Genomic DNA, 22,755 nt, shown 5'->3' with positions numbered 1-22,755 from the left:
GTGCCGAACCTGCGTGGCGACCGCGGATACGAGTCGGCGCTTCCCTAGCGGTTCGGCACGTGGACCCAACCGCTCATGAGCCGGCGCGCACTGCGGCTCATGAGCGCGCGGGTGACCTCCCACCTGTCCCCAGAGCGCTTCACTTCCGCTCCGACGGTGAGGGTCCCGGACGTGTGACCGATGCGCACCTGGGAGCTGGCGCCGTTCCGTGAGGCCCTCGCGACGACCGAACCCGGCAGCGCGGCCGCCACGGCCAGCGCCACCGCTCCGGTGCCGGTATAGGCGTGATGCAGGGCGCCCATGGACAGGATGCGGGCGAGGAGATCGATGCGTTCGCCTTCGATCGCCTTTCCTGCCGACGACGTATAGGGGGAAGGCGGCGCCACGAAGGAAAGCTTGGGCGTCGCCGGCCGGTCGCGCGTGGCCGCATCGGCCGAAGCGGCCAAACCCATGCGCACCGCCGCATGCGCACGGATGCGTTCGCATCGTTCGAGCAAGGCGGCGTCGCCGTTGACCTGCGGTTGAAGTTCGCGCGCGGTGAGACCCAGCGCGTCGGCCGCGACGAACACGGTGGGATTGCCCGCATTGACCAGCGTGGCCTCGATGCGGCCGAGTCCGGGGACCTCCAGCTCATCCGACACCTGGCCCGTGGGGAGCATGGCGCCTTCTCCGCCGCCCGGATCCATGAACTCCAGCAGAATCTCCGCGCCCGTGAACGCCACGCCGTCCATCACGAAATCGCCCGATTCCACGGGTTCGCCGTCGGCCACGGGCACATGCGCGACGATGCGCTTGCCGATGTTCTCCTGCCACAGACCGACGGTCGTCGTGCCTTCCACCGGGGATGCCAATCCATGCAGCAAGGCGAAAGGCGCGACCGCGGTGGTGAGATTGCCGCAGTTGCCGGACCAGTCGATCACCGGCCGGTCGATGGCAACTGCGCCGAAGCGGTACTCCACGGCGCAGCCCGCTCGAGCGGACGGGCGGACGATCACGACCTTGCTGGTGCTCGAACTCGCGCCGCCCATGCCGTCGATATGCTTTCCGTACGGATCGGGGCTGCCCACCAAGCGCAGCAGCAGCGCTTCCCTCTCCGCCGGATCCGCAGGCAGGTCGCTGTCGAGGAAGAACATCCCCTTGCTCGTGCCGCCGCGCCAGAAGTCGGCGGGAATCTTTCGCGAATTCATGTGGCATTGCATCAATCGGATGGGCCGATTATGCCGCAGCGCTCCGGCAGCACGGCGCGCCGCGGTGCACATCGACCGCGCGGGATCTCCGGGGCTACCATCGCCGCACATCACACGAATGGAGAAGCGACATGATCACGAAGGCAATCATCCGGCGGGGAATCGCCGCCATGCTGTCGCTGCTGGCATTTGGTGCCGGCGCCGCCGATCCGATCCGCATCGGGGTGGTGGACGAAACCACGGGCCCGCAGGCGGAGGCCGGTGTGCTCACGCTGCGAGGTGCCCAGCTCGCGCTGGAGGAGATCAACGCTGCGGGCGGAATCCTGGGCAGGACCGTCGAACTGGTGGTGGAGGACAACCAGAGCACCAACCCCGGGACGGTGCTCGCCTATTCCAAGCTGGTCGACCAGAAGGTCGTCGCGGTCGTGGGCCCCTTGCGCAGCACGCAGGTGCAGGCGGCTTCGCCGACTATCGCCAAGGCGAAACTGCCCGCCGTCATCGGCGGCAGCGATCCGAGCCTCACGCGCGTGAACAACCCGTGGATCTTTCGCGTGCGGCCCAACGACTTCTACTCGTCGCGCGTGATGGCGGAGTTCGGCGCCAGGACGCTCGGCAAGAAGAAGTGGGCCATCATCCATTCGACCGACACGTTCGGCGCGAACGGCAAGGCGGCACTGGCGGATGCCCTGAAGGCGCTGGGCATCGAGCCGGTCATGACCCAGGGCTACACCAACAACCAGCAGGACTTCACGGCGGTGGTGCTGAGCCTCAAGAAGGCAGGCGCCGACATCGTGGGCAGCTACATGACCAACTCGCCGGACGTCGGCATCTTTGCCCGCCAATTGCGGCAACTGGGCGTGCAGGTGGAGTGGATCGGTTCGACGTCGCTGTCCACCGAAACCGCGCTCAAGCTGGCCGGCGACGCCTTGTGGGGCACTTATGTGGTGACCGACTTCTTTCCCGACGCCAATCCGGAATCCAAGGTGTTCTCGCAGAAGTTCAAGGCGAAGCACGGCTTCAATCCGGACCTGTATTCGGCGTGGTCCTACGCGGGACTGCACCTTCTCAAGCACGCCATCGAGAAGGCCGGCACCACGGATTCCGATGCCGTGCGCAAGGCCATTCTCTCCACGCGCGGACTGAAGGGCATCGAGGGCGAGTACGCGTTCGACCAGAACGGCGACGGCTTGCACGGCTATTCCATCGTCCGCAACGAAAAGGGCCGGCTCGCGTTCATCAAGCACATCGACTTCGCCGCGGACGGGAAGTGAGCCGCGGCGCTGCCGGGGAATCCCCCGGCTCTTTTCCGGTCTCACCGTATTCCGTCGACAAAAGGAGGTTCGCATGAACAAGCTGATCGCCGCCGTGGTGCTGTGCCTGCCCCTTGCCGCTGTTGCCGCGGAGTCTGCGGATGCGCCCCCGCCCGAGAGCGCCAGGCACGAACAGAAGCCGAAGAAGAAGCTGGGCAGTTTCAAGGAATTCGGCCAGGAACTGGGCAAGGTCGGCAGCAGCATCGGCAAGGGCACCGTGGACAGCACCAAGGGCATCGGCAACAAGGTGTCCAACGACGTGAAGAAGAAGAACTTCAAGCCGCGCTCGCAACCCGCCCCGGAGCCGAACAGGTCGGATCGCGGCGGCACTGACTGACCGCATGCCGGGGAGCATCCTTCACTTTCGGCGCGCGCCGTCGATAAGCCAATCCGGGACATTCACGGATCGCGGGATGACCGCCATGTGGCGCCGGAAGCAGGGGTTTACGCTCGTCGAGCTGCTCGTTTCCATGGGAATCATCGTGCTGCTCGCGAGCCTCGTCACGCCCATGGTCGTGACCGCGCTGAAGCGCGACAAGGAGCACGAGCTGCGTATCGCACTGCGTCAGATCCGCCAGGCCCTGGACGACTACAAGCAGGCCGGAGACCTGGGCCGCATCGCCCGCCTCCCGGGAGATTCCGGCTATCCGCGGTCGCTGGAGGTGCTGGTGCTGGGCGTGCCGGACCAGCTCGATCCGGCCGGGCGCAAGCTCTACTTCCTGCGCAGGCTGCCGCGCGATCCCTTCGCGAACGAAAGGCTTCCCGCCGAGCGGACGTGGGGGTCGCGCAGCTACGGTTCGGACCCCGACAATCCCCAGGCGGGACCGGACATCTTCGACGTGTTCTCGCAGTCGGCCGCGGTGGGTTTGAACGGCGTGCCCTATCGCCAATGGTGAGCCGGCCGAATCCGCGCGCCCTGCCTCGCACGCAGGGGGGGTTCCTGCTGTCGGCCACGATCCTGCTCTTGCTGGTGACGGGGCTGCTCACCTTCACGCTCGCCCGGCGTTGGGAAATGGAGGACAGGCTCGCGAAGGAGCGCGACCTCATGTGGATCGGAGAGCAGTTCCGGTTCGCGCTCGCGTCTTACGCGGCCGTCGCCCCGGACGACGGCGGGCGCGCGCCGAAGACGCTGGAGGAACTGGTCAACGACCGGCGCGGCGAGTCGAACCGTCAGCACCTCAGGCGCGTCTACGTCGATCCGATGACCGGCAAGGCGCAGTGGGGTCTGGTCAAGGACGCGTCGGGCGGCATCGTCGGCGTGCACTCCCAGTCCCAGGCAAAGCCCTTGCCCCGTGACCGCCTGTGGCCCTTCAATCCCTCCTGGGCGAAGGCCCGGCGTTACGCCGACTGGGTCTTCTCGGCCGGAGTGACCGGCAGGTTCTGACGAAACGCCGGCCATCTCGGCACGGCCGGTCCTTCCCCGCGCCGGGCCGCTCCACGGCCGCCCGGGCGCAACGTCAGAACGCCTGCTGATAGCGCAGCATTCCGAGCAGTTCGCTGGGGGCTGACGCTTCGCCGAGGGCGTGCTGCCGCAGGATTCCCGAGACGGTGAGAGCCGCCATCTGCTTCGGCAGGGGAAGCACCCACGCAGCCTCGTACAGGCGTTCTCGGGCGCTGCCCGCCAGCGACACCGTTTCGCGCCGGTACTGCACGTTGCCGCTGCCGTCCGTGACCGGCACGTCGAACAGCAGGGAACCCGAGCGCACGGCCATCGGTTCCGACAACGTGATCGCGAAACGGTCTCCCTGGGCCAGCGCATTGAACCGTGTCACGCCGATGCCCCAGCCGGTGAGCGACATCGCGGTGCTGCCGGTCACCAGGCTCGCATCGCGGTTGGTCTGCGATCCCAGATAGCCCGCGGTGAATTGCGCGCCTGCGACCCAGTCTTCGGAAAGGCGCGAGGCCGCCTGCAGCGTGACCGTCTGCGTGGCCCCGGTCATGCCGCTCAAGCTCATGAGTCCGTAGCCCTGGCCGCCGAACAGCGATTCGCGCTCGGACAGGCTGGCGACCTGCACGCCCACCACCGTGCGGCCCTCGTCGAAGGCGCGGTTGAGTTCCGCCATCGCGAGCGTCTGCTTGAGCGCGATGCCGCCCGAGATGCCGAGTTGTTCCGCAACCGCGTTTCCGCCTTGCGTGGAGGCGATGCCCAACTTGAGGTTCCATCCGCGCGACAGATCCATTCCGATGCCGCCGCTCTGCGCCAGGGGGCATCATGCCCAGCACGGGGTTCTGCAGCCCCTGCGCGTGCATCTGGGTCGACACGGTATCCATGCCCTGCAGGCCGAAGAATCCGTTCATGCCGCCCGTCCCCATGCCGAACTGCATGCCGTTCTCGAACTTCTGGATCCAGGCCGCGCCCAGCACGGCGTTGGCGGAACGGAAGCGGTGCTCGTAGTTGAACAGGCTCTGCGTCTCGAAGCCGTCGGCGCGCTGCAGATCGGTACGGGTTTCCGCGGCCACCATCAGGCGAGAACCCAGGGGGTCCAGCGTCTTCTCGGCGAACTGCATCTGCCGGTCGGAAAACGGTGCGAGTCCCTCGAACCCTGCGGCGCGGGGCGTGACCACCGATGCAGAGACATCCTGAGTGAAGTCGCGCTGGAAGCTGTCGAATACGATGGGATCGAGCGCGCCGCTTGCAGCAAAGGAGGACACCTTGGCGCTCCACACGGGGGTGGTGGCGAGCAGCGTTCCCTGGGTGCTGAACGTCCAGGTGCCGGAGGCGGTACGGGTGCCCGTCTGGCCGACCGGCTGCATGGCCCGTTCCGCGTTGACCAGGCCATGCCCGTAGACGGGATCGATGCCTCTGGCGCCCAGGTCCGTGGCGGTGGCGAAGATGATCTGGCCGACCTGGGAGGCCCGCAGGTTCGGCCAGCGGCTCTTGATGAGGGCCGCCACGCCGGAGACGACGGGCGTGGCCATCGAGGTGCCTGAACCTTGAACGAGCGCGGTGTTGGACGTGGCACCTGCGCCGATCACGTTCACGCCCAGCGCCACCACGAACCAGTTCGCCGTATCGCCCGCGCGATTGCTGAACGACGCGATGGTGTTGTTCGCGTCGACGGCGCCGACGGCGATGATCGAATTGCTGGCCCAGCTCTCCTTCGCGTAGCGGGCCGGCCAGTCGGGGTTCGCCAGGCCGCGGTTGCCGGCGGCGACCACCGACAGGGTTCCCGCCGCCACCGCCTCCCGCAGCGCGGATTCGCCGACCGGAGCAGGGCCGCCGAGACTCATGTTGTGGATGAAGGCACCGGCGCTGACGCCGTTGCGCACGGCGGCGAGCAGCGTGCTTCCCGACGCGGACCATCCGGTCGAGGCGCTCATGGCCTGACTGGAGATCACGATCGCATCCGGGGCCACCCCCACGAATCCCTGCAGATTCGCTCCGCCGGCTGCGATGGATGCGACGAATGTCCCGTGACCGTGCCCGTCGGTGGCGCCGGAACCCGCCGGCGGACTCGAGCGCGTCATGTCCCGCGAGGCGCTGACCAGCACGCGTCCGGTGGCGAATTCCGTATGCGTCGCCCGGACGCCCGTGTCGATCACGTTGATGCGGACGTTCCGTCCGGTGATGCCCTGATCGTGGACAGCCAACGCGCGCGAGTGCGAGGCCGCGTTGGAGATCGAGCGTTCCTGGGCCTTGGTCAGGGAGAGGCCGGCCGTACCGTCGGAAGTTGCCTCGGCCGAATGGACGGCAATGGGCGCCAGGGCGGTACAGGCGCCGGCAACGGCGAGGGTCAGGACTCGGCGGGAGGGACTGGGCATTCGGTTTCCTTTGGCGTTGTGTGCGCAATCGCGCAAAGGCATTCCCGCGGTGCCGGGAGATCACGAACTCCCTGCTGGCAACCCCGCTGTCGTGGGCGAGTACGTCGCCGTTAGACCGGAGGTTTTGCGTCGCTGCCTTTCGGCAGGTTTGCCCTTGTGCAGGACGCGGCATGAGGGGTGCGTCCCGCGCGCGGCATTGCAAGATCCGTGCATGTGATGCCCTGGCAGCCGTCTCCCATGGGCAGAGCGCGCAGCTCCGGGAGGTCCGACCGCACTGCGGGTGTGGTGACGTCTCGGACATCGTTGCCGGAATTCGTCACCACGCCACGGAAGGCATGCTCCCTGCGAATGGCTGCGCCTGTTGGGGCTGCGTCCCAGGTTCGACAGACTCGCCCGCGCGTTCTCGAGATGCCGCCTTCAGCTTTCAGCATTGCTGCCGATCAAGCGTTGAACTGATTCTCTGTCGAGCTTTTTCCGCGTCACCACATGGCCATCGTTCTCGTCCTGGATCCTTCGCATTCGCGCAGCGCGTTCACTCTGCGGGCCATGAGGGCCATGGGACACGACGCCCGGGTGCTTCCCGACATCCGATCGATCATCGAATCCGTGGCACGCGATCACCCCGACGTCGTCGTTCTCATCGATGCTCCGCCGCGTCTCAACGCGCTGGACTTCGTGGAATTGATCAAGCTGGAAACGGGCAGCCTCGAGGCCTCCCTCATCATTCTGGCCGGCGAAGGCAGACGCAAGGAGGCCACCCAGGCCGCCGATCTCGTCCTGCCGCTGGCCGCCACGGAAGAACTGCTCACCAATGCCGTGCGGCTCGTGCTGCAGGGACGGGCACACGAGGATCCCGCCAGCGGCCGGCGCAGAGGGCCCGACGATACGCTCCTGCTGCGATCGCGATCTCCCGACGAGCCGCCCGCCGCATCGGGTTCGAGGGAGCGGCCTTCGCGTCCGAGCTACGCGGACGACGCGGACCGGACCATGGTCAACGGCTACCGGGTCATCAAGCCCCTCGGCCGCGGCGGCATGGCCATCGTCTATCTCACGCTGCACGAAGCGACGGGCGAGGAGCGTGTGCTCAAGCTGCTGCCCATCAGCGAACACGATGGCGGCGACATGGTCCAGCGTCTGATCAACGAGGCCGTTCTGCTCGCGCAGGTGGAGCATCCCGGCGTCGCGCGCATCTATGAGCACGGGTTCACCGAGTGGCACGCCTACATCGCGATGGAGTACCTGCCGGGCGGCGAATTGCGCGCCGCCATGGGCAGGCCGTTCCGCCAGGAGGTCGCGCTCGATGCGCTCGCCCAGATCGCCGCCGCGCTCGGCGCGGTACACGCAGCGGAGATCGTGCATCGCGATCTGAAGCCGGAGAACGTCATGCGCCGGCGCGACGGGTCGTACGTGCTGGTGGATTTCGGCATCGCCCGCCAGGAAGGCGTGCAGTTGAGCTACGCCGGCACGGGACAGGTCGTGGGAACCGCCAGCTATCTGGCTCCCGAGTATCTCAAGGCCGGCAACAAGGTCGACCACCGGGCCGACCTCTACAGTCTCGGCGTCATGCTCTACGAGATGCTCACGGGCCGGAAGCCGTACGAGAGCGACAATCCCGTGCGAATCCTCGACATGCACGTGCATGGGCCCGTTCCCCGGCTGCCGCCATCGACCGAGTGGGCGCAGCCCCTGCTCGATCGCATGATGGCCAAGAATCCGGAGGAACGATTTCAGAACGCATCCGAACTGCTGGAAGCCATCTCGTCCGTGAGCGGGCGCAGTTCCGGCGGCAATCTTCAGGAACCGCGAGTCGCATGAATCCCCAACCCGTGACGGACGCCGCGAAGCCGGAGCACGCCGTGGCAGTGCTCGGCTTCAATCCCACCGAACAGAGGGTGCTCGCGAGCATCTTCGACATGTCCGCCAGACGCACGCCGAAGTTCGTGCGGCAGCTGGACGAGACCGGAACGCCCGACGTCTTCCTGGTGGACGCCGACGACGCCAACGCGATGACGGCCTTGCAGGCCTGCAACCGCGAACGCAGGATCCCGGTGATCCTCATCGGCAAGCACGACCAGGGCACCGGCTGGCCGCGGCTGTCGCGGCCGCTGCAATGGGCCCGCCTGTTCGTCGCCTTCGATCTCGCCGTCCGCCCGCGCAGCGAACGCCCGCCGGCGGCCGCACGCAAGGCGACGGATACGGATGTCATTCCCGGCGGCATTGCAAGGGCACTCGGCGTGCCGGTGGCGGAGCCGCAGTTCCGGCGGGCGGCGGACGGCGTGATCACGCACCCCATGCCCACGGGAGGGGCGGACGCCCGACGCAAGACAGGCGCGACGCCGCGCGCGGCCGAAACACCGAAACAGGTTCCCCAGGAAGATGTGGTCCTGGTGGTGGGGGAAGATCCGGCCGTGATGGACATGCTTCGCGCACGGCTCGGACCTCTCCGGCTTCCGCTGCACGTGGCGCACAGCGGCGACGAAGCGCTCCAGCTCTCCGCGCATCGCCACTACTGCTGCATGTTCGTGGCGGTGGACTCGGCCGGGCTCGACGGATACCAGGTGTGCAAGGTGGTCAAGACGCGCCGCACGGCCAAGCCGACGGCGGTCGTACTGCTCGCCGACCACGGTTCGCCGCTCGACCGCATCAAGGCCAAGATGGTGAGCTGCGATGCCTATCTCGACAAGCCGCTGGACGACGGACGTCTTCTCGAAGTCATTGCCCGCTACGTTCCGGCCGTGGCGCTCGCCTGATCACCGGCCGCGGCCAGTTCGGAACGCCCCGGACAGAGCGGCTCATTCCAGCGCGCGCAGCACCACTTCCGTCACGTCCTTGGAAAGTCCGGCGTGATCACGCACGCGTTCCAGCGCGGCACGCGCGTGCGCCTGCCTCCCCGCGTCGTACTTGCGCCAGCGATCCATGGCACGGGCCAGCCTCGAAGCCACCTGAGGGTTGAGCGCGTCGAGCTGGGTGACGAAATCGGCCAGCAGTGCGTATCCCTGGCCATCCGCAGCGTGGAATCTGACCGGGTTGTGCTGACAGAAGCTGCCGATCAGGGACCGCACGCGATTGGGATTGCGGATGTCGAAGTCGGGATGCCTGGCGAGCGCGCGCACTTGCGCGAGCGTCCCGGGAAGACGCGACATGGCCTGCACGGCGAACCATTTGTCGAGGACCAGGGCCTCGTGCTTCCAGCGCTCGTGGAAGCGTTGCAGTGCCGGCTCCCGTTCCGGACACTCCGCGTTGGCCAGCGCCGCCAGCGCGGCCATCGCATCGGTCATGTTGTCCGCGCCGTCGAGCTGAGCAACGCACACGGCCACGATCTCGTCGTCCTCCAGTTCCATCAGATAGCCCAGGCACAGGTTGCGCAGAGCGCGCTTGCCGGCGGATGCCGCATCGGGGCTGTAGCGGCCCGGCACCGCCATCGACCGGAAGGTTGCCAGCAGCGGTTCGCGCAGCGTTTCGGCCAGGTGCTGGCGAAGACGTACGCGCACGATGTGAATGGCCTCCGGATCGCACGTTTCCATCTGTTCGCCGACGTACGCCTCGGAGGGGAGCGAGAGCACTTCGGCCGCGAAGGCGGGGTCCGACGGCGCGTCGGCCAGCACACGGCCGAAGGCCTCGACGAAGCTCTTCGGAATGTCGTACGCCTTGCCGGCCTTGCGCTGCTCGACACAGCGGAGGATGAGACCCAGCGCCAGGCGCTGCCCGGCTTCCCAGCGATTGAACGGATCGCTGTCGGATGCGAGGAGCAGCGCGAGTTCCTGCTCGCGGTAGTCGTACTCGAGCACCACGGGCGCCGAGAACCCTCTGCCCAGCGAGGGCACCGGACGCGCCGTGACGTCCGCGAAGTGGAAGCTCTGCTCCGTCTGGGTGACCGACAGCACGCGCGTAGCCGGGCCTGCGCTGTCCTCGCCCACGAGACGCAGCGGCAAGTCGCGCCCGTCCTCGCCCACCAGTCCGACAGCCAGCGGAATGTGGAGTGGCTTCTTGTCGGGCTGCCCCGGCGTGGGTGCGCAGTGCTGGCGGACATGAAGCGTGAAGACGCGGGCCCGATCGTCGTACTCGGACCGGATGGCGACGCGTGGAGTGCCAGCCTGGTCGTACCAGCGGCGGAAATGGCCGAGGTCGACGCCGCTCGCGTCCTGCATGGCCTGCACGAACTCGTCGCAGGTCACCGCCTGGCCGTCGTGCCGCCGGAAATACAGATCCATGCCGCGCCGGAAGGCATCCTTGCCGATCAGCGTGTGGATCATGCGCACGACTTCCGCGCCCTTCTCGTACACCGTGGCCGTGTAGAAGTTCGAGATCTCCATGTACGACTGCGGACGGATGGGGTGGGCCATCGGTCCGGAGTCCTCGGGGAACTGCATGGCTCTCAGGCCGCGCACTTCCTGGATGCGCTGGACCGGCCGCGAGTACGTGTCCGAGCCATACTCCTGGTCGCGAAAGACGGTGAGGCCTTCCTTGAGGGAGAGCTGGAACCAGTCGCGGCAGGTCACGCGGTTGCCGGTCCAGTTGTGGAAATACTCGTGCGCCACCACGCGGTCGATGTTGAGGTAGTCCGTGTCCGTCGCGGTGTCGGGACGCGCCAGCACGTACTTGGTGTTGAAGACGTTGAGCCCCTTGTTCTCCATCGCGCCCATGTTGAAGTCGCCCACGGCGACGATCATGAAGCGATCGAGATCGAGTTCCAGGCCGAAGACTTCCTCGTCCCAGCGCATGGACCGCTTGAGGGCATCCATGGCGAAGCCCGCCTGATCCAGTTTTCCGGGCTCGACGTAGACCTGCAGGAGCGCCTGCTTGCCGGAGCGTGTGACGAAGTGATCTTCCAGCACGTCGAGTTTCGCGGCCACCATGGCGAAGAGGTAGCAGGGTTTGGGGGAAGGGGTCTTCCCACCGTGCGAAGTGGCGGCCGTGGGGTTCTTCGCCTTCCGCGACCAGATTGCCGTTGGAGAGCAGCGCCGGATAGCGCGCGCGGTCGGCGTGCAGGGTGACCCGGTAGCGGGCCATCACGTCCGGACGGTCGAGGAACCAGGTGATCCGGCGGAAGCCCTCTGCCTCGCACTGGGTGAAAAGGCCATCCTTGGACTTGAAGAATCCCATCAGCTTGGTATTGCCGAAGGGGTCGACCTGCGTGGTTGTGCGCAGGGTGAACGCATCGGGCACGCCGGCAATGGACAGCCGTTCGGGTGTCACAGCGTATTCGGACGAGGCGAGCGTCCTGCCGTCGATCTCCGCGGACAGGAGCGCAAGTTCGTCGCCATCGAGTTCGAGGGCCGCCGCGCGCGGCGCCCTGGCGTCGGGGTTGCGCCGTATCGCCATGGCCGCCCGGACGATCGCGTGATCGGTCTGGATGTCGACGTCCAGTTCCACGGTGTCGATGAGGAACGGGGGAGGCGTGTAGTCCTCCAGGCGGATGACGTTGGGGGCGGGATCTCTCATGGATGATGTCGCTCGTGCAGGATGTTGTCGGGGCATGCCGCCGGACCCGGTAGAGGGTTCGACGGCGCGAATGCGGTTGCGTTCAGTCCGCCGGTGAGGGATGCGCTGCGGCGAAGAAGCCGGCCAGCAGCGAGCGATCGAGCCCGCTCATGCGGGAGACCACGGCCGCGGAGGCCAGCGCCCATTCGGCGGCGCAGTGGGCAAGCACCGCGCCGCCGCCATCGCGGATCTCGGCGCGGGTCGTGGCCCGCTTTCCATCGCGCGACACGATCCATGCCTCCAGTTCCAGCGGAGTGGCGGTCGGCACCGGCTTCACGAACTCCACGCCCATCCGGGTCGTGAGCCCCAGACGTCCCGAGTGCAGGATGATCGCCCAGGCGGCTGTTTCGTCCAGCAGGGTCGACACGATGCCGCCGTGGGCGATGCCCTCGATGCCGCAGTGCCGGTCGGAGACGGAATGGGAAGTGCGGCAGCCCTCGGCGGTCCGCTCGAAGCGCAGATGGAGTCCCAGAGGGTTCCGGGGGGAACAGCCGAAACAGTGGCCGGGCCAGTCGGGAAGGGTCGCGTTCACGGTGAGAGCGGAGAGGCAAACGTGAATTCTAGGGAAGAACCGACGGACGTGGGCAGGCCGATCGGCCTCGGGATCGGGGCAGGACTGCCAACGCTGCCGGTGCCGGTCTGCGGCGTGACGCACGTGCGCTGGCCGGCCTTCAGCGGTCCGGGCGCCTGACCTGAATCAACCCGCGGGCCGCCGCTGCTGTGGCATCCTTCCGGCTTCGAAGTTCCGGCCCGGGAATGCACCTCATGAATCCTGAAGTCAAAGCCTTTTTCGACGCGGGTACCTGGACTCTCACGTACGTCGCGTGGGATCCGGACACGCGGGATGCCGTGGTGATCGACGCGGTGCTCGACTACGATCCCGCGCCCTCGCGCGTGAGCACGCGTTCGCTGGACGAGGTCGAGCATTTCATCCGCGATCGGCGGTTGCAGCTTCACTGGATTCTCGACACGCACGCCCATGCCGATCATCTGACCGGATCGCAGGAGATGAAGACCCGCTTTCCCGACGCCAAGGTGGCCATCGGCGAGCGCATCCGCGAGGTCCAGGCCGCCTTCAAGCCGGTGTTCAACCTCGCCCCGGACTTCCCCACCGACGGCAGCCAGTTCGACCGGCTGCTGCAGGATGGCGAGATGATCGAGGCGGGTGCCCTGCGCATCCGAATCATCGCCACCCCCGGGCACACACCGGCATGCGTCTCGTTTCTCGTGGGCGACGCGGTGTTCACGGGGGACACCCTGTTCATGCCGGACTATGGCGTGGGCCGGTGCGACTTCCCGTCCGGAAGCGCTGAGACGCTGTTCGATTCCATCACCGGGCGGCTCTACACCCTTCCCGACGAAACGCGCGTGTTCGTCGGCCACGACTACCAGCCCGGGGGGCGGGAGGTCCTGTGGCAATCCACCATCGGGGAAGAGAAGCTCCACAACGTGCAGCTTCCGGCGAAGAGCACGAAGGAAGCCTTCGTGCAGTTCCGGCAGGCGCGGGACAAGCGGTTGAATGCGCCGCGCCTGCTGTATCCCAGCCTTCAGTTCAACATCAACGCCGGCCGCTTGCCTGCTCCCGAAGGCAACGGCATGCGGTATCTCAAGATCCCGTTCCGCAGCTAGAGAAAGTCTGATACCGATCGGACCTCCCGCAGTCACCGATGACGGGGTCGCGGGATATAGCCCGCGTTCCGCACGAGGCGAACGGCGGAGCCGCCGTGTGTCCGGGCGGGTGAGGCGGGCGCCGGTCCGTTCGCCGCCGGCCGGGCCGGGCCTCAGCGCGGTTCGTAGAAGTCGCAGTCGCCGCCGGGCAGCAGCATGGCGCCGGGGGACCACGTGCCCGGGGGCGTCAGGCGCCGGAGGTGGGCCGTGAAGCGGGTGGGCCGTGCCGGAAGGGACGGCGCCGCGTGGGCACGGGTCGGCGCCAGGGCGAGCTGGGTGGCGCCTTTCTGATCTCTGTCGGTCATCTGGAACATGGGGCTCAGGCGGTCAGCGTCCGGGAAGGGGCGGACGTGTCTTCGGTTCGGATCTCGGCTCGTTCGGACGCGACACGGACGAGCAGCTGACGCAGCTGCTCCATCGGCAGAGGCTTGGAGAGATGGCCGTCCATTCCCGCCTCGACGCATTTCTCGCGATCCCCGGGCAGGGTGTCTGCCGTAAGCGCATAGATCGGCACGCGTGTCTGGCCCTGGGCCTTGGCGCGCTGGCGGATCTGGTGCGAAGCCTCCAGTCCGTCCATGTCGGGCATCTGCAGATCCATGAGGATCAGATCGAAGTCCTCTGCCAGCGCGGCGGTGACGGCATTGACACCGTTGTCGGCGAGCGTGACGTCCTGGCCCAGCCGTTCGAGCATTCTCCGGATGAGCGCCTGGTTCACCGGATTGTCCTCCGCCACGAGCACGCGCAGACGCGGCGGCGAGGCGGCGCTCCGGGACAGTTCGACGACACGGCCGCCCGTGCCATCCGCCGCGGTGCGGGAGTGATCGATGGCGAAGCGCGCCTCGAAGTGGAATTCGCTGCCTGTGCCCGGTGCGCTTTCCACTTCGATCATGCCGCCCATCAGCGCCACGATCCGCGCCGAGATGGCAAGACCGAGCCCCGTGCCTCCGAACTGCCGGGATATCGACGTATCGGCCTGGAAGAACGCCTGGAAGAGCTTCTGTCGTGTCTCCTCGCTCATGCCGATGCCGGTATCCCTCACCGAGATGCGCAGCGTGACGTTGTCCGGTCCGCCGCGGCGGAACGCGACGGCGGCCTGAACGCTGCCGTTCGCGGTGAACTTGACGGCATTGGAGAGGAGATTGAGCAGCACCTGACGAAGCCGTTTGGGATCGCCGATGAGACGTTCGGGCACTTCCGGAGTCACGTTCCAGGTGATGTCGAGACCCTTGCCCCGCGCTCGCAGTTCGACCGTCTGCACGCTCTGGCGCAGCAGCTCGCGCAGGTCGAAGGCCACGCGGTCCAGATCGAAGCGCCCCGCCTCCAGCTTGCTGTAGTCGAGGATGTCGTCCACCACGGCAAGCAGCGCGTCGCCGCAGCTCTGGGCGACTTCGAGGTGGTTTCGCGTTTCCGTGTCCAGCGGATTGCCCAGCGCCAGTTCGGTGTGTCCCATGAACCCGTGGATGGGGGTGCGGATCTCGTGGCTCATGTTGGCCAGGAACTCGCTCTTGGCCTGGGCGGCGGCGAGCGCCTGGTCGCGCGCCTGCACGAGAGCGGTGTTCGCTGCCTCCAGCTCGTCCTGCTGGGATCGCAGCGACGCCGCCATGGCGGCCAGCGAGCGCGAACGGTCCCGCAGGCTCAGGGCAAGCCATGTCACCCACGCCGCAAGGCCGCTCAGGAGCACGCCCGAAACCGCGATGAGCAAGCCGCTGCCGTGTGCCACCGCCGCCTCGAACTGCGGGGTGGACGACAGGTGCAGGGTCCACGTCCGCCCGCCGATGGCGAAGGGGGCCATGCGTACCAGCTGCGCCTGCCGCAGGGCGGTCTCGTCGGGGGCCGGCTCGCTGTCGTAGAGCATTTCGTCCCGGGTGGGCTCCAGGCCGTCGAACACTCGCAGGTGGACCTGTTCGCGCTTGGTGCCGAGCGTGGCGTTCAGCAGGTCCTGCACCCGGAAGGCGCTCGCCACGTAACCCACCAGCGCCGCCTGCCGGCTTCGGACGTCCGGCGGCATGGCGCCATCCCGGTAGACGGGGTGATACATGATGAAGCCGGGCAGGGGGCGGTTGTCGATCACCAGCAGGACCTTGCCGGTGATCGATACCTCGCCGCTGTCGCGGGCGCGGATCATGGCCTCGCGCCGCGCCCCTTCGGAGAACATGTCGAACCCGAGGGCCTTGACGTTCTCCGGCACGAAGGGCTCCACGAAGGCGATGGCGGTCTGGGGACGGCGATCGCTTCTTGTCCACACCTTGTACTGGGGGTGTCCCTTCGACCGGATCTCCCGCTCGAAGACATCGAGACGGTCCGGGTCCACCCGGGGCACCCAGAGGAACGTCTGGACTCCGGGGAAACGGTCGGGGATCTGCAGGCTCCGGTAATACAGCGCCCAGTCGCCGCGGTCGAGCCCGTCCTCGACGAGGGCGACGCCCGCGCCACCGCGCAGGATCTGCGCGTAGGCATCGATGCGCTGCTCCAGCCGCGTCGTGACGTCGGTCACCACCCCGTCGAAGCGGTCACCGATGGCCACGTCGGTCTGCACCTCCACGGCCTGCCACACCGCGAACGACAGGGCCAGTCCGCCGAGCAGGACGGCCAGCGGTGTCACCCAGCGGCGACCGGAGGACGCAGGCGGGAGCACCGTGGCGGGGCTGGAGCGGGCAGAACGCGGCATGAACGTGTTAACGGCCTCGCGTTCCCGTTCTGTAGGGATGGTCAACCGCGCTTCCGCCCGCGCCGCCGTGGACGGCGCGGGTATGATTCCCGGGCCGCATGTGGGCTGCCGGCCACAGCCACACGGCCACACTCACTGTCCCCGCCGCCTGCCGTTGCAGGGCGGTCGGTGTTCACGGGCCAGACCTTTCCCGGGAGATGAGCCGGCATGGAATTCCGCGCCGCAGTGCTGAACGAGGTCGGCGCGCCGCTCGCCGTCCAGACGCTGGAGTTGGGCGAACTGGCTGCGGACGACGTGCTCGTGAAGATCCGGGCGAGCGGTCTGTGCCATACGGACCTCGAGGTGATGCAGGGCTCGCTGCCGTATCCGCTGCCCATCGTCCTGGGCCACGAGGGTGCGGGCGTGGTGGAGGCCGTCGGCAGCGGAGTGACCGGCGTCCGGCCGGGCGACCACGTGATCCTGTCGTGGAATCCCCACTGCGGCCACTGTTTCTACTGCGAGCGCGACCAGCCGATTCTGTGCGAGCCGTTCACGCGCCATCAGCCGCGCGGGCTGCTTCTCGACGGGACCACCCGCCTGCGCCGTGGCGGCCAACCCGTTCATCACTACTCGGTCACCTCCACGCACGCGCAGTACACGGTGGTCCCGCAGTCGGGCGCGATTCCGATTCCGCGCGAGATGCCGTTCGACCGCGCCTGCATCATCGGTTGCGGGGTGATGACGGGTGTCGGAGCCGTGGTCCGGAAAGCGCGTCTGGAAGCCGGAGCGAGCGTCGCGGTGATCGGTTGCGGGGCCGTGGGGTTGAACGCCGTGCAGGGCGCCAGACTGGCGGGTGCGGGCCGGATCATCGCCGTGGACGTCGATTCCGCGCATCTGGAGCGGGCAAGGCAGTTCGGCGCGACGCATGTGGTGGACGGTTCGTCGCCCGATGCGGTGCAGGCGGTGAAAGCGCTCACGGAGGGACGCGGTGCCGATTGCGTGATCGAAGCCGCGGGCCGTCCTGCCGGGTTCCGCCTTGCGGTGGAAGCCGTGCGTCCCGGCGGCCAGGTCGTGTGGCTCGGGAAGGTGAACGCGGACCAGGAGGTGACGTTCCGCTGGGGGTCGCTGATGGGCGAGCGGCGCATCGTGCGATCCAGCTACGGCGATGCGAAGCCGCGGCGCGATTTTCCGTGGCTCGTCGGGGAGTATCTCGCGGGGCGTCTGCTGCTGGACGAACTCATCACCCGCCGGATCGCTCTCGACGAGATCAACGAAGGGTTCGCTTGTCTCGCACGGGGCGAAGGCATCCGGACCGTGGTCATGTTCGATTGAACGCCCCTGGCGGAAGGCCTGCCCGATGAATGCTCATGCATCTGCACATCCGCCGGCGGCACCGGACCACGTGGAGGCGCCGCATCGCGTGGCCGAACTGGGGGAGCTCGTCCTCGAATCCGGCGAACGCATCTCCGGCTACCGTCAGTCGTTCGTGGTGCATGGAGAGCCCGATGCGCAGCGTTCGAACGTGGTGCTCGTGTGCGCGTCGCTCACCGGAACGCATCACCGTCTGGATTTCCTGATCGGTCCCGGCCGGGCACTGGATCCCGGCCGCCTGTGCATCGTCGCCACCGACCCGATCGGCAACGGTCTGTCCACCTCGCCATCCAACAGCCAGCGCCAGCCGGGGATGCGGTTTCCCCGCTTCACCGTGCGCGACATGGTCCACGCTCAGTACCGATTGCTCTCCGAACATCTGGATGTGACGAACCTGCACGCGGTCGTCGGTGCCTCCATGGGAGGCATGCAGGCGTTGCAGTGGGCGGTGAGCCACCCGGACCGGGTCCGGGCCTGCATCGCGATGACGCCCATGGCGAAGACCTCCCCGTGGGCGGTGCTCGTCACCGAGACGGCCAGGTCCTGCCTCATGGCCGATCCCGCGTGGACCGGAGACGGATTCCGGACGGAACCGGAGCGAGGCTGGCGTGCCTACACGGGGCTCATGACCGCGTTGCTGTCGCGCACACCGGCAGCCGTCGAGTCGGCCGCTCGCGATGCCGCCGAAGCCCACGCGTGGTTCGATACGCTGGTGGCCCGCAACCGGGCAGGCGGTTTCCAGGCGATCGACTATCTCTATCAGTCGTGGGCGTACGAAGCGCACGACGTCGGCACCACTCCCGGCATGACCGGCACGGAGGCGGCGCTCGCATCGATCCGGGCACGCACGCTGGTGCTTGCACCTCCGCTCGACCTGTTCAATCCGGCACACGCGGCCCGCTCGCTCGCCGCTGCCATTCCGGGCGCGCGCTTCGAGGAAATCCCTTCGGCGCAGGGCCACCAGTCCGCGACCAGTCAACGCCCCGAGGACGCGGCCTTCCTCGACCGGATGATCGCGGGATTCCTCGCGACGTGAGGCCGTCCGGGCTCCACTCGAGTATGCTCGGCGGGGCCGCGAACGGATGCGCGGCATTCCAGGGTGGGGACATCTCATGATCAAGCGGGTCAGCGGTTCCGGCATTGCCGTCCTGCTCTCGGTGACGATCGCTTCGATGGCGGCGGGGGCGCGGGCAGAGGACGATTCTCCGCAGCCGCTCTCTGGCAGCTACCAAGGGCAGGTGCTGAACGGCGACGACTTCGATCCGGTGCTGACGGCGTTCTCGCGCAATGCCGAGGGGCGGTGGAGCGGCAGCTACGCGATCGGGGAGGAAGAGGGCATCGAGACCGGCACACTCGACGAATGCGGCTGGGAGGCGGCCTATCTGCTGAGCTGCACGTGGACAGACCGGTACGGGACCGGGAGCGTCCGCCTGCTCTTCTCGACCGACTACCGGATCTTCCGCGGATTCTGGGGGACGGACCCCTCCGATACCCGCATGGCGTGGGATGGTGTGAAGCAGTGAGCGGGACCTCCGGCTGAATTCCGGAGGCTCGATCCGCATCGACGTCACGCCGCTGGCGGTGCTATCTTCGTCTGCCCTGCCATCGGGTGGAGAAGGAGTGCGCCATGCTGGAACTGAGACCCAACTGCGAGTGCTGCGACCGCGATCTCCCGCCCGGCAGCACGGATGCCCGCATCTGTTCCTTCGAATGCACGTTCTGCGCGGACTGCACCGATGGCGTGCTGGGCGGCCGCTGCCCCAACTGCGGCGGCGAACTCGTTCCCAGACCGCGGCGTCCCGACACGAAGCTTGCCGCCAATCCGCCGTCCTCGATCCGCGTGCACAAGCCTGCCGGCTGCGCCCGGGTCTCCTGAGCGCGCGGCCGGGGAACGCCGCATGGTCGAAATCACAGGGTTCGATCACCTCTATCTCGCCGTATCCGACCCGCGCAGGTCCGAATCCTTCTACGACCGCGTGATGCCCGCGCTCGGGTTTCGCCGCAACGCCTTCACGCTCGGAGGCGATCCGCACGTCCAGTACTACAACCGGCATTTCGGCGTCGTGCTGCGTCCGGCGCGCTCGGCCGGAGCGCACGACCCGTACGCGCCCGGGCTGCATCATCTGTGTCTTCGGGTGGAGTCGGCCGACGATGTGAAGCGCGCGGCGAACGAATTGCGCGCGCTGGGAGTCGACGTGGAAGGGCCCGAACTGCATCGGGAATACGCTCCGGACTACTGGGCCGTCTTCTTCACCGACCCGGATGGCATCCGGCTCGAGATCACCAACTACAGGCAGGAGCGGCGCGACCGGCACGACCGCTGGAACGACCTCGAGCAGGTCTGATCCGCTCCTCGTTGCGCCCAGCCAGCCGGCCAGCACCTGCGCCGTTCCGAACATTCTCGCGAGGACTCTCATGAATCTCATGCAAACACTGGGGCTCGATGTCCCGATCATCCAGGCTCCGATGGCAGGCGCACAGGCCGGCGCGCTTGCGGCCGCCGTGTCGGCCGTGGGCGGGCTCGGGTCCGTCGGCTGCGCCACCCTCAGTACGGAGGGTATCCGCAAGGAACTGGAGATCATTCGCGGACACACGGACCGCGCGTTCAACGTCAATTTCTTCTGCCATGAACCGCCTCTCCAGGACGACGCGCGCGAGGCCGCATGGCGGGAGCGGCTGGGCCCCTACTATCGCGAGTTCGGCATCGACGCTTCATCCATACCGGCAGGCCCGGGCCGGGCCCCGTTCAGTGCCGAGGCTGCAGAACTGCTGGCCGAGGCGCCTCCCCAGGTCGTCAGCTTTCACTTCGGGCTTCCGTCGGCCGGACTGCTGGCGCGGGTGAAGTCCTGGGGTTCGCTGGTGATCTCGTCCGCCACCACCGTCGACGAAGCGCGCTGGCTCGAAGCGCATGGCGCGGATGCCATCGTTGCGCAAGGCGTGGAAGCCGGGGGCCATCGCGGCATGTTCCTCACCGACGATCTTTCCACGCAGATCGGCACCCTGGCGCTCGTGCCGCAGATCGTGCGGGCGGTCCGGGTACCGGTCATTGCAGCCGGCGGGATTGCCGATGCCGCGGGGGTGCGGGCGGTCCTGGCTCTGGGCGCATCGGCAGCCCAGATCGGCACCGCCTATCTCAGGTGTCCGGAATCGACCATCAGCGACATCCATCACGACACATTGGCCAGCGACGCCGCGCGGCACACCGTGCTCACCAACCTCTTCACGGGCCGTCCCGCGCGCGGCATCGTCAACCGGTTCATCCGGGAAGTGGGACCCATGAACGAGGCGGCGCCGAGGTTTCCCCTCGCCACTTCGGCCATCACGCCGATACGCGCGAAGGCGGAAGCGGCGGGCAGCGGTGACTTCTCACCGTTATGGTCGGGTCAGAACGCCACCGGCTGCAAGGCAATCCCCGCCGCGGAACTCACGCGGGAACTGGCCGGGCTCTGATCAACGCGAGCGGCCGCGACGGCGGTTCGGCGGAGGGGCGCAGGCCCGGTTCCATTGAGCCGCCGACTTTTCCCGTGATACGGTCGGCGTTCCGCCAACCATGGAGATCGCCGTGGAAGAACGCAGCGCGCTTACCGTCTCGGGGTGGATCGGTGTGATCGTCGTGCTGGTGCTCGCTGCGCTGGAGTGGCACCTGTGGCGTCACGCCGTGTTGTCGGTCGCGTCGGGCGCCGTTCCGGGTCCGTTGTCCTTTGCACCGCCGCTTCTGCTCGGCGCGATCCTTCTGCTGGCGCTCAAGGGTTTCGTGATCTTGCAGCCGAACACGGCTGCGGTGCTCACGTTCTTCGGCAAGTACGCAGGCTCGGTGCGCGAGGACGGGTTCCACTACTACAACCCGCTCTGCCGTCTGCAGAAGCTTTCGTTGCGCATCCAGAATCTCGCCACCCCGACGTTGAAAGTGAATGACGCCAACGGCAATCCCATCGAGATCGGGGCGGTCATCGCCTGGCAGGTGAGCGACACGTTCCGGGCGATGTTCGAAGTGGAGGCGTACTCGGAATACATCCGGGTCCAGTCCGAGTCCGCCCTGCGGCAGGTCGCCGGCTCCCATCCCTACGACGGTCCGAACCGCAACGCCACCCTGCGAGGAAACGTGCAGGGCACCGCGAAGGAACTGATCGAGACCATCGAGCAGCACGTGGAACCGGCCGGGCTGCGCGTTCTCGATGCGCGCCTGGCCCATCTGGCGTACGCGCCCGAGATCGCCATGGCGATGCTGCGGCAGCAACAGGCGCAGCAGGTCGTGGCCGCCCGGCAGACGATCGTCGCGGGCGCGGTGGGCATGGTGGAGATCGCGCTGTCGCAGCTCGAATCCAGAAAACTCGTGCAGCTGTCCAACGATCAGCGCGCCCAGCTGGTCACCAATCTCATGACGGTCCTGGTGGGCGAGAACGAAGCGCAGCCCGTTCTGCAGATGTCGACGGGCTCGGCGGCAAGCGCTGCCTGAGGAGAGACCGACCATGAAGTGCGTGCTGATCACCGGCGCTGCCGGACTTGTGGGGGGGGTGCTGCGCGAGCAACTGCGTGGCCGCTACCGCCTGACGCTTCTGGACCTGAAACCGATGCCGGATGCCTGCGAGGGCGAGCGTGTCCTGCAGGGTGACATCGGCGATCCGGATGTGCTCGCCCTGGCCATGGCCGGCGCGGACGCCGTGGTCCATCTGGCAGGCGTGCCCACCGAGGCGCCGTGGGAGGCGATACGCGATGCCAACATCGACGGTTGCTACCGTGTGGTGGAGGCGGCGCGGCAGGCGGGGGTGGGGCGTTTCGTGTTCGCGTCGTCCAACCACGCGATCGGCTTCTACTCGCGGCGGCAGACGCTGGACGAAAGCAGCCTGCCCAGGCCCGACACGCGCTACGGCGTGTCGAAGGTGTTCGGCGAGACCTTGCTGAGCTTCTACGCCGACAAGTTCGGCCTTGCTTCGGTGTGCATCCGCATCGGCACGCTGCTCCGTCCGGATGCGCCGGCCGAACGGCGCCACCTGTCCTCGTGGATCAGCCACCGCGACCTCGGGCAACTGGTCGAGCGAGCCATCGAAGCCGACGTGCGCTACGAGATCGTCTACGGGATGTCGAACAACGCCCGGCGGTGGTGGAAGGACGCCGCCGCCGAGAGGCTCGGCTACCACCCGCAGGACGATGCCGAGACGTTCGCGCCCGAACTGGAAGGTGTCGACGGAACCTGTACGGATCCTCTGGCCGAGACGCTCCAGGGCGGCGTGTACTGCGTCTGGGAACGCGACGGCTGAGCGGCGATTCCCCCGCCGCGCGAATCTCGCCGCCCTCGCAAACCGGCGCGATCCCGCCATCCGATCGCTCG

General features: G+C 67.6%; 21 protein-coding genes, 1 pseudogene and 1 riboswitch. Of the genes and pseudogenes, 16 read left to right on the top strand and 6 right to left on the bottom strand.

Translation table 11 applies throughout. The annotated features are described in order from the left end of the window. Positions 1-44: 44 nt before the first annotated feature. Positions 45-1,187, bottom strand: coding sequence for a 2-methylaconitate cis-trans isomerase PrpF (gene prpF, locus IPK20_25310; protein ID MBK8019681.1), 1,143 nt, complete (start codon positions 1,185-1,187; stop codon positions 45-47). A 131-nt stretch (positions 1,188-1,318) separates the two neighbouring features. Here prpF and IPK20_25305 point away from each other — a divergent pair, with 131 nt between their 5' ends. The 4 genes from IPK20_25305 (at position 1,319) to IPK20_25290 (ending at position 3,881) form a co-directional block, all read left to right on the top strand. Further along, positions 1,319-2,458 carry an ABC transporter substrate-binding protein gene (locus IPK20_25305; protein ID MBK8019680.1) on the top strand — a complete coding sequence of 380 codons (1,140 nt, stop codon included), beginning with the start codon at positions 1,319-1,321 and terminating at the stop codon, positions 2,456-2,458. Between the two features lie 73 nt (positions 2,459-2,531). Next, on the top strand, positions 2,532-2,834 hold the full coding sequence (locus tag IPK20_25300; GenBank protein ID MBK8019679.1) for a hypothetical protein: 303 nt from the start codon (positions 2,532-2,534) through the stop codon (positions 2,832-2,834). A 76-nt stretch (positions 2,835-2,910) separates the two neighbouring features. Next, positions 2,911-3,393, top strand: a complete 483-nt coding sequence (locus IPK20_25295) for a type II secretion system protein (protein ID MBK8019678.1) — start codon at positions 2,911-2,913, stop codon at positions 3,391-3,393. Then, positions 3,387-3,881, top strand: a complete 495-nt coding sequence (locus IPK20_25290; GenBank protein MBK8019677.1) for a type II secretion system protein — start codon at positions 3,387-3,389, stop codon at positions 3,879-3,881. Before IPK20_25295 ends, IPK20_25290 begins: the two co-directional genes overlap by 7 nt. Here IPK20_25290 and IPK20_25285 read toward each other — a convergent pair. Beyond that, a complete protein-coding gene (locus IPK20_25285; protein ID MBK8019676.1) occupies positions 3,836-6,259 on the bottom strand; it encodes a S8 family serine peptidase in 2,424 nt (807 codons plus the stop codon). The two genes, IPK20_25290 and IPK20_25285, sit on opposite strands and share 46 nt — an antisense overlap. A 73-nt stretch (positions 6,260-6,332) precedes the next feature. Then, a riboswitch (cyclic di-GMP riboswitch) is annotated at positions 6,333-6,422 on the bottom strand. Positions 6,423-6,745: 323 nt separating this feature from the next. Here IPK20_25285 and IPK20_25280 point away from each other — a divergent pair. Both IPK20_25280 and IPK20_25275 read left to right on the top strand, forming a co-directional pair. Next, on the top strand, positions 6,746-8,074 hold the full coding sequence (locus tag IPK20_25280; protein MBK8019675.1) for a protein kinase: 1,329 nt from the start codon (positions 6,746-6,748) through the stop codon (positions 8,072-8,074). Continuing rightward, a complete protein-coding gene (locus IPK20_25275; GenBank protein ID MBK8019674.1) occupies positions 8,071-9,009 on the top strand; it encodes a response regulator in 939 nt (312 codons plus the stop codon). Before IPK20_25280 ends, IPK20_25275 begins: the two co-directional genes overlap by 4 nt. Before the next feature lie 42 nt (positions 9,010-9,051). On the opposite strand, the pseudogene pepN reads toward IPK20_25275, so the two are convergent. After that, positions 9,052-11,701: pseudogene (gene pepN, locus IPK20_25270) on the bottom strand (aminopeptidase N). A gap of 82 nt (positions 11,702-11,783) precedes the next feature. Beyond that, a complete protein-coding gene (locus tag IPK20_25265; protein MBK8019673.1) occupies positions 11,784-12,272 on the bottom strand; it encodes a PaaI family thioesterase in 489 nt (162 codons plus the stop codon). Between the two features lie 21 nt (positions 12,273-12,293). On the opposite strand from IPK20_25265, the gene IPK20_25260 reads away from it, so the two are divergent. Beyond that, entirely contained in the window at positions 12,294-12,431 is a 138-nt protein-coding gene (locus IPK20_25260) for a hypothetical protein (protein ID MBK8019672.1), read from the top strand. A 74-nt stretch (positions 12,432-12,505) separates the two neighbouring features. Next, positions 12,506-13,369 (top strand): MBL fold metallo-hydrolase, encoded by an 864-nt coding sequence (locus IPK20_25255; protein MBK8019671.1) that lies wholly within the window; start codon positions 12,506-12,508, stop codon positions 13,367-13,369. Between the two features lie 152 nt (positions 13,370-13,521). Here IPK20_25255 and IPK20_25250 read toward each other — a convergent pair whose 3' ends face one another. Next, positions 13,522-13,722 (bottom strand): hypothetical protein, encoded by a 201-nt coding sequence (locus tag IPK20_25250; GenBank protein MBK8019670.1) that lies wholly within the window; start codon positions 13,720-13,722, stop codon positions 13,522-13,524. A gap of 5 nt (positions 13,723-13,727) precedes the next feature. Continuing rightward, positions 13,728-16,076, bottom strand: coding sequence for a CHASE domain-containing protein (locus tag IPK20_25245; GenBank protein MBK8019669.1), 2,349 nt, complete (start codon positions 16,074-16,076; stop codon positions 13,728-13,730). Positions 16,077-16,283: 207 nt separating this feature from the next. Here IPK20_25245 and IPK20_25240 point away from each other — a divergent pair, with 207 nt between their 5' ends. From IPK20_25240 to IPK20_25205, 8 genes are all read left to right on the top strand, one after another. Next, a complete protein-coding gene (locus tag IPK20_25240) occupies positions 16,284-17,387 on the top strand; it encodes a Zn-dependent alcohol dehydrogenase (GenBank protein MBK8019668.1) in 1,104 nt (367 codons plus the stop codon). A 25-nt stretch (positions 17,388-17,412) separates the two neighbouring features. After that, complete coding sequence (locus IPK20_25235) at positions 17,413-18,462, top strand: alpha/beta fold hydrolase (GenBank protein ID MBK8019667.1); 1,050 nt, start codon at positions 17,413-17,415, stop codon at positions 18,460-18,462. 76 nt (positions 18,463-18,538) lie between these two features. Beyond that, on the top strand, positions 18,539-18,949 hold the full coding sequence (locus IPK20_25230) for a hypothetical protein (protein ID MBK8019666.1): 411 nt from the start codon (positions 18,539-18,541) through the stop codon (positions 18,947-18,949). Positions 18,950-19,053: 104 nt separating this feature from the next. Then, positions 19,054-19,302 (top strand): DUF1272 domain-containing protein, encoded by a 249-nt coding sequence (locus tag IPK20_25225; protein MBK8019665.1) that lies wholly within the window; start codon positions 19,054-19,056, stop codon positions 19,300-19,302. A 22-nt stretch (positions 19,303-19,324) separates the two neighbouring features. Next, entirely contained in the window at positions 19,325-19,771 is a 447-nt protein-coding gene (locus IPK20_25220) for a VOC family protein (protein ID MBK8019664.1), read from the top strand. 70 nt (positions 19,772-19,841) lie between these two features. Then, positions 19,842-20,876, top strand: coding sequence for a nitronate monooxygenase (locus tag IPK20_25215; GenBank protein ID MBK8019663.1), 1,035 nt, complete (start codon positions 19,842-19,844; stop codon positions 20,874-20,876). A gap of 112 nt (positions 20,877-20,988) precedes the next feature. After that, positions 20,989-21,882, top strand: coding sequence for an SPFH domain-containing protein (locus tag IPK20_25210; GenBank protein MBK8019662.1), 894 nt, complete (start codon positions 20,989-20,991; stop codon positions 21,880-21,882). A gap of 13 nt (positions 21,883-21,895) precedes the next feature. Further along, positions 21,896-22,684: an NAD(P)-dependent oxidoreductase gene (locus tag IPK20_25205; GenBank protein ID MBK8019661.1), complete on the top strand. Its 789-nt coding sequence runs from the start codon at positions 21,896-21,898 to the stop codon at positions 22,682-22,684. The last annotated feature ends 71 nt before the right edge of the window (positions 22,685-22,755 follow it).

The sequence above is a fragment of the Betaproteobacteria bacterium genome, from assembly GCA_016713305.1.
Taxonomy (GTDB): domain Bacteria; phylum Pseudomonadota; class Gammaproteobacteria; order Burkholderiales.
Note: the sequence above shows the minus strand (reverse complement) of the source record. Positions and strands in the feature narration are given on the sequence as shown.